Here is a 6,162-nt window from a genome sequence, read left to right on the forward strand (position 1 = left end):
TCTCCTTCAGGTGCTGAGGGGTCGGCCGGAGAGCTCGGAGACGAGCTTCAGCAGGCCGGAGTGGTCGAGGTCGCTGTCGCCCCGGGCGACCAGCGCCGCGACCATCTGGGCGACGGTGGCGCCGAGCGGGATCACGACTCCGGCCTCGCGCGCGGCGGCGGTCACGATCCCGAGATCCTTGTGCTGCAGCGCGAGGCGGAAGCCGGGCGCGAAGTTCCCGGCGAGCATCCCCGGGGCCTTGCGCTCGAGCACGGTGCTGCCGGCCAGGCCGCCACCGAGCACCCGCACCGCGGGGTCCAGGTCAACGCCGTGGCTGTCCAGGAAGATCAGAGCCTCGGCGAGCAGTCCGATGTTGCCGGCGACGATGAGCTGGTTGGCGGCCTTGACGATCTGGCCGGCCCCGTGCGCGCCGACGTGGGCGATCGTCAGGCCGACCGCCTCGAACACGTGCTTCGCGTCGGCGACGTCGGCGGTGTCGCCCCCCACCATGATCGAGAGCGTGCCCTCGATCGCGGCGGCCTCCCCGCCGCTCACCGGCGCGTCGAGGACCCGGACGCCCTTCTGCGCACCGGCCGCGGCGATCCGCCTCGAGACGTCCGGGCGGATGGTGCTCATGTCGATGAGCAGCAGCCGCGGCCGGGCGCCGGCGAGAACGCCGACCGCGCCGATCACGGCGTCCTCGACGTCCGGCGAGTCCGGCAGCATCGTGATCACGACGTCGGCGTCGCGGACGGCCTCGGCGATGCTCGCCGCACCCCTGCCGCCCTTGTCGATCAGCGCCTGCACCTTGGCCGGGCTCCGGTTGTACCCGATGACGTCGAACCCCGCGGCCACGAGGTTGGCGGCCATCGGGCCGCCCATGACGCCGAGGCCGATGAAGCCGATAGTGGTCATGAGTTCTGCTCCTTTCGTGTGAGACACGAGCCAGGAACGGCGGGAGCCGGTCGCCGGCATCGACGGACGGCCCCACGGCGCCGAGCCGTCAGGGCGCGGTGGGAAGCTCGTGGAGCGCACGGGATCGACTGGAACGATGTGACGCGCCGCGGTGCGGCGCACCGACCCGGACCCGGACCCGGTCGTCGTCGGCGGGGCCGAGGACCGGTCAGGATGCGCGCAGGACGGAAACCGGACTGGTGTCAGGCCCGTGCCGGCGAGTGCTCGCCGTCCGGCGGTACGCCCGCCTTCGCGACGACGGGCGCGACCAGGTCGTCCGCACCGGCGGGTGTTCCGTCCTCCCGCAGGACGGAGAACCTGCCGTGCTGCTCGAGGATCACATACCGCACCTGCGAGATGCTGCCGATGCCGCGCTCTCGCAGCAGCCCCTCGATGTCGGCCCGGGTGAGCCCGCTGCGGCGCACCTGCTGCTGCAGCAGCTCCCCGTGGGCGACAAGCAGCCGTGGTTCGTGGTCGATCAGCGCCGACACCGGCCGGAAGTGCCGGAGACGGGCGGTGATCGCGTGCGCGATGAGGACGACCACCAGCGTCACGGCCCCCGCTGCGTAGCCGGCGTCGCTGGCGTTCGGGACGCGACCGACGATCGAGCCGATCGCGACCGCGGCGACGAAATCGAACGGAGACATGTCGGCCAGCGACCGGCGGGCGGCGACGCGGAAGCCCACGACCGCGGTCAGATACAGCAGCGCCGCTTTCGCGGCGACCGAGCCGAGCAGGCCGGCATCACCGAATATCGCATTCATACCCAGCCCTCCGTCGGGATGCTCGACGCTGCGACGAGCGGCGGTCGCGCTGTTGCGGCTTCTCCGCGCGCTCGCGGCGGCCCGGGATCGGGTGCCGCCGACGGACCGGTGAGCCGCGATCGTCGCAAGGTGCCGGTGGCGCACGGGGCCCGGGCAGGGGGCGAGTGGACCCGCCGGCCGCTGGGCGACGTCGGTTCCTCCCGACCGGGGCCGGGACCGGGGTGCCCGCGTGACGGCGGCGTCACCACGGCATGGGGCCGGCCGGGGGAGTCGTGTCCTCGGCCCGGCCGGTGGAGCGGGTACCGGATGGGGCCTCCTCGGCCGCGCCCGGACGTCCCGGGGGCGAGCCTCACCGCTGCGTTCGCTTGCGGTTCTCCTCCAGGTGACCGTGCACCAGCTCGACGATGCCGTCGACCTCGTCGGACTGCATGCCCTTCTGCGCGGCCAGTGTCTTGACGAGGAGGTCGACCCTCTCGATCTCGGGAGCGCCTCCCGCCACCGCTCGGGCCGCCGACAAAGGGCTGGTGAGCCCCTCGGCCGCCCGCACGTACTTCTCGAACGGGACGAGGTCCTCCTCGGCAGCTCCCAGCGCCTGGCACACCTCACCCACCCAGGTGTAGACGCGCCGAGTGGCGTCGAGGTCCGAGTGCACCGCTTCCTTGATCGAGCGCACGCCATCCGCCTGGATGCAGCGGTAGTTGCCAGCGATCAGCATGCTCCATTTCGCGAGCGGCACGAACGCCGACTCGTGGACGCGCAGCTTGACAGGCAACTCGATCTCGCCGTCGTCGGTCGGCAGGCGGCTGGCGGCTATGTCGGCTTCCAGCCTGCGCAGGACGGCCGTGTGCTCCGCCGACTCGAACCGGGCGGCCTTGAAGTTGGTGGGAAGCCGCACCTGAAGGACGTTGTCCGGTTCGTCCGGTGGCCGGAACGCCTGCGGGTCCGGGCTGCACAACGTCATGAGCTGGGGGTCGAGGTGGTCCCACACCGCGGGATCCGTGTAGCACTGCCGGCAGGCGTCGACGTCGACGTCCGGGAGCCGCGCCAGGTAGGAGCGGCGGCATGTTCATGATCGACATGCAGGGGGTGCCGGCCTTGCCCAGCGCCTCCAGTAGCTCACGCAGCCCGGACGAGGCGGCCTGTGGCTCCTGGATGGCCAGCACGGCCAGGTCGTACTGGCCGGGGTCCACAGCGAGCGGCACCGCGGCCGAGAGAACGCCCGGCAGACTCCGCGATTCGACGGTCGTGAGGCCGCCGCGGCCCCTGACCGGCATCCGGACGATCGTCCCGCGCTCGTTGATCAGCGCGGCCTCCTCGGCCCGGCCGACCAGGGTCACGGTGTGACCGGCCAGCAACAACTTCGACGCCAGCAGGGAGCCGTACGACGCCCCGACGACGAGAACATTTACGGGTGGCATCCCATCTCCTTGGTCCGCCAGAGGAACAGTGAGGTAGAGCCCTGCCGCGAGGGCGTCGGGTCGTCGCACGGGCGGGCCTGCCGGTCGCATGCCCTGGCGACGACGGCCGTCACCGACGCAGATCCAGCTGCGGCTGCGTCCGGGATGCGAGGAGGTCCGCCAGTTCCGTCAGGGACCCAACGACCATGTCCGGTCGGTCACCGAGTCGGCAGAAGTTCCCTCCCGAACGGTCGACCCATACGGCGCTCATGCCCACGGCCTCGGCGCCGATGTCGTCGAACGGGTTCGACGACACGAGCCGCACCTCGTCGAGCGGGCGCCCGAGCCGTTCGGCGACGTGCCGGTAGACACGCGGCGAGGGCTTGTACACCCGCACTTCGTCGACGCTGACGTAGCCCTCGAAGTACTGGTTCAGGCCGGCCGCGTCCATGATGGCCTCGAGCATGCGCGGGGTGCCGTTCGAGAAGACGATCATCTTGTGTCCGAGCGCCTTCAGGGCGGTCAGCCCCTCGTGGACGTCGGGAAACCGCTCCAGATCGTTGTACTGCGCGATGAGCGCGTCCCTGTGGCTGGTCGCCAGTTCCTTGCCGCACTCGTCCAGCGCGTAGTCGAGGGACCTGCGCGTCACCCACTCGAAGTTCTCGTACCGCTCCATCACGGTCAGCCGGAACGTGTACTCGAGCTGCTTCTGCCGCCACACCTGGGCTATCCTGAGTGCTTCTTCTCCGGGCACGTGGAGCTCGAGCTGCTTCCAGATCCTGATCGGATCGACGAGCGTGGCGTACATGTCGAAGGCCAGTGCCTGCGGAGCGGTCATTCCTGCATCTACTTTCCGGTGGTCGAATGGGTGCACAGTCCCAGGTCGGGTCGGGTCGGGTTGTGCGGCCCGCCGGCAGCAGCCGGGCGGGCCGCGCGGATCAGGCCGGTGCGGGTCAGCGGCTCTTCTCGGCGTAGGCGGCCGATGCCGAGTCAGCGGCGGAGCCCTGGTCGCTCGTTCCTTGGCCGCGTCCGCGCAGCATGATCACGCAGACGAGGGAGATGACACCGGTGGCCGCCAGGAACAGCGCCACGGGAACCCAGCTGCCGGTCTCGGAGTACACGAGGGTGGCGATGATCGGGGTGAAGGCTCCGCCGAGCATGACACCGGTCTGGTAACCGAGAGATGCGCCGGAATAACGGAGGCGGGCGGTGAAGAGCTCCGCAAACAATGCCGCCTGTGGTCCGTAGAAGGTGGCGAAGAGCATCTGGCCGACGATGATGCATACCGCGACCAGGGCGGGGTTCCCGGTGTTGATCAGGAGGAATGCCGGGAAGGCCCAGATGATGCTCCCGATCGTGCCGACGAGGTAGACCCGGGTGCGGCCGACCCGGTCGGAGAGCGCGGCTGCGCCCAGCAGTGTCGGCACCTGGAAGACGGCGCCGGCGACCACGGACCACAGCACGAGGCCCCTCGACAGGCCCAGCACGGTCGTACCGTAGGAGAGCATGTACACCGAGTACATGTAGAAGGCCGATCCGGCGATGACGACCGCGCCGCTGGAGAGTGCGACGATGCCGAAGTGCTCCTTGAGCACCTCGATGACGGGCGCCTTGGACTCGGCGTGCTGCTCGTGGACCTGCTCCATCTCGTCGGTCTCTTCGAGCTTCGTGTGTGCGTAGTACGCGATGAAGATGAGCGCGACGCTGAAGAGGAACGGGATGCGCCAGCCCCACGAGGACACGGAATCCTGGAAGAGCGCGGTCGCGGCGATGAACACGACGTTCGAGAGCACGAGCCCCAGCGGGACACCCAGCTGCGGGAAGCTCCCGTACAGCCCACGCCGGTTCTTGGGGGCAGTCTCGATCGTCATCAGGACAGCACCCCCCCACTGGCCGCCGACCGCGATTCCCTGGAAGAACCGGAGTACGACGACCGCGATCGGCGCGAAAACGCCGATCTGGGCATATCCCGGCAGCAAGCCGATCAGTGACGTCGCGAGGCCCATCAGGGTCAACGCCGCCACGAGTGCCTTCTTACGGCCGATCTTGTCGCCGATGTGGCCGAAGATGACACCACCGAGCGGGCGGGCGAGGAAGCCGACCGCGAAGGTGCCGAACGACTGCAGCGTCCCGAGCAGCGGGCTCGATCCCGGGAAGAACAGCTGCGGAAAGATGAGCGCAGCTGCGGTGCCGTAGATGAAGAAGTCATACCACTCGATCGTCGAGCCCGCGCTGCTGATCATCACTACTTGCCGCAGGGATCTCTTCTTCGTTCTGTGCATCTGTACAACCTCATTGTCAGAGAAATGCACGTACCTGGGCGAGCCGCTGGCGAAGCGGCCTCGTCGTTCACGAGAAGCGCCATCCTCCGTACGGCGCGGGCCAGTAGCGGATGCGGTCACGCCCGCCACCGGGCGTGGAAACGGGGTGTTGGCCCGTCATTGCGCTGCGGGGAGGTTGGCCGGCGTGCGGGCGGCCGGCGTTGATGCGCGCCGGTCCCGCGCCCGACCGGTCGAGAATAATGGAAGTTCAACTCCGCATAGCGGAATGTACGGCCGAGCCGGGTCGTGCGTCAAGAGATGGCTCCGGTCGGTCCTCCGGTCGCCGCCCGAGCGGCCTGACCTCCCGATGAGGAGTCCACCGACCCGCTGCACCGCAGCCGAGCGGTTGCGCTTCGAGGGGCGTTCGTCATGCTCTGCCGCGATCCGGGCGGCCGATGTCGGCGCACTGTGTGGCTGGTCTCCGCCGCGGCCGGGTCGCCCTCGGGACAGCGGCATGGCTGCGCAAGGATCCGCTACTCGCCGGCTTCCGTCCGAAGACGAGTGCCACCCGCACGTCCAGCAGCTTGCGCGTCGGTGCCAACGATCAGCAGCACGCGAATTTTCAGTCGACGCACTCCTTGCGCGACCACGTGCACCGGTGAACCGTCCTGGGGTGAGGACAGGGCCCCGGCGTTCTGGCCGTTTGGGCGTGATGTCCGGTTCCAGCTCTGGGTTGGCGTTGGGTGAGGGACCCGGTGTGATGGGCGAGCGCGACCCCTGGTGATCTTCAGGTGCTGAAGCCAGAAG

General features: G+C 69.5%; 5 protein-coding genes. All 5 read right to left on the minus strand.

Annotated elements, in window-relative coordinates:
* Nucleotides 1-6 precede the first annotated feature (6 nt).
* Entirely contained in the window at nucleotides 7-894 is an 888-nt protein-coding gene (locus tag KME75_RS20135) for an NAD(P)-dependent oxidoreductase (protein ID WP_219416409.1), read from the minus strand.
* A 242-nt stretch (nucleotides 895-1,136) separates the two neighbouring features.
* Entirely contained in the window at nucleotides 1,137-1,697 is a 561-nt protein-coding gene (locus KME75_RS20140) for a DUF421 domain-containing protein (RefSeq protein ID WP_219416410.1), read from the minus strand.
* Between the two features lie 349 nt (nucleotides 1,698-2,046).
* Nucleotides 2,047-2,685, minus strand: coding sequence for a hypothetical protein (locus KME75_RS20145; RefSeq protein WP_219416411.1), 639 nt, complete (start codon nucleotides 2,683-2,685; stop codon nucleotides 2,047-2,049).
* A 539-nt stretch (nucleotides 2,686-3,224) separates the two neighbouring features.
* Nucleotides 3,225-3,932, minus strand: a complete 708-nt coding sequence (locus KME75_RS20150; protein ID WP_281424591.1) for a haloacid dehalogenase type II — start codon at nucleotides 3,930-3,932, stop codon at nucleotides 3,225-3,227.
* A gap of 115 nt (nucleotides 3,933-4,047) precedes the next feature.
* Entirely contained in the window at nucleotides 4,048-5,496 is a 1,449-nt protein-coding gene (locus tag KME75_RS20155; protein WP_219416413.1) for an MFS transporter, read from the minus strand.
* Nucleotides 5,497-6,162: the final 666 nt, after the last annotated feature.

The sequence above is a fragment of the Pseudonocardia nigra genome (genome assembly GCF_019396355.1).
In the GTDB taxonomy this organism is placed as follows: domain Bacteria; phylum Actinomycetota; class Actinomycetes; order Mycobacteriales; family Pseudonocardiaceae; genus Pseudonocardia; species Pseudonocardia nigra.

Coding starts and splice junctions, on each gene's coding strand:
- KME75_RS20135 (WP_219416409.1), bottom strand. CDS start 894: ATGACCACTATCGGCTTCATCGGCCTCGGCGTCATGGGCGGCCCGATG.
- KME75_RS20140 (WP_219416410.1), bottom strand. CDS start 1,697: ATGAATGCGATATTCGGTGATGCCGGCCTGCTCGGCTCGGTCGCCGCG.
- KME75_RS20150 (WP_281424591.1), bottom strand. CDS start 3,932: ATGACCGCTCCGCAGGCACTGGCCTTCGACATGTACGCCACGCTCGTC.